This is a genomic window from Bartonella sp. AA86SXKL, assembly GCF_042196885.1.
On record NZ_JBHIRE010000194.1, the window covers coordinates 1 to 894 of the forward strand.

1 protein-coding gene is annotated in these 894 nt (G+C 39.9%); it reads left to right on the top strand.

The window, feature by feature from the left end:
- Nucleotides 1–894, top strand: an 894-nt coding sequence (locus ACFIO5_RS10925) for a DEAD/DEAH box helicase (protein WP_375705416.1), incomplete at both ends; no start/stop codon positions are given.

The following is an 894-nucleotide window of genomic DNA, read 5'->3' on the forward strand; positions in this document are numbered from 1 at the left end:
AGGAAAAAAAGTCATTGTATCTGGTAAAGTTGAGCGGTTTAACGGACAACTTTCCATGGTACATCCCGATCATATTGCCCCAAGTAAGCAATCAAATCAAATGCCTTTGATCGAACCCATCTACCCTTCTACTGCTGGTCTATCAGCAAAAACGCTAAGGCGTACAATACAAAATGCCCTTGAATATATTCCTCTCTTACCAGAATGGATAGAGGAAAGCGTCAAAAAACAGCAAAACTTTTCTTCTTTTTCTGTTGCTTTACGTCGCATCCACGCCCCCATTGATCCCGATGATTTAGCTCTAGAAAGTACAGCACGCAAACGTCTTGCCTATGATGAATTGCTCGCTTGTCAATTAGCTCTTGGGCTAATGCGTTTGAAAACCAAATCTCTTGTCGGAACTTCTCGCCCACCAACAGGAACATACACTGAAAAATTGCTGAAAATCTTACCCTTTCAACTTACAAATGGACAAAAAAAAGCAATACAAGATATTGCCAATGATCTCGCTTCACCAGAACCCATGTTAAGACTTCTCCAAGGTGATGTAGGAGCAGGAAAAACCGTAGTTGCACTCATGGCAATGGCACAAATTGCTGAAAATAGAGGACAGTCAGCTTTAATGACTCCAACAGAAGTTCTTGCAAGGCAACATTTTGCGACAATTGCACCTCTTGCTGAAAAGATCGGACTACAAACAGTTCTTTTAACCGGACGAGAAAAAGGAAAATTGCGCACAAATATCTTGAACAATATTTCATCAAGTCAAGCCTCTATTATTATTGGAACCCATACTCTCATACAAAATAACGTCACTTATAATAATCTTTCTTTAGCCATTATCGATGAACAACATCGTTTTGGGGTAAATCAACGCCTTGCACTTACAGCAAA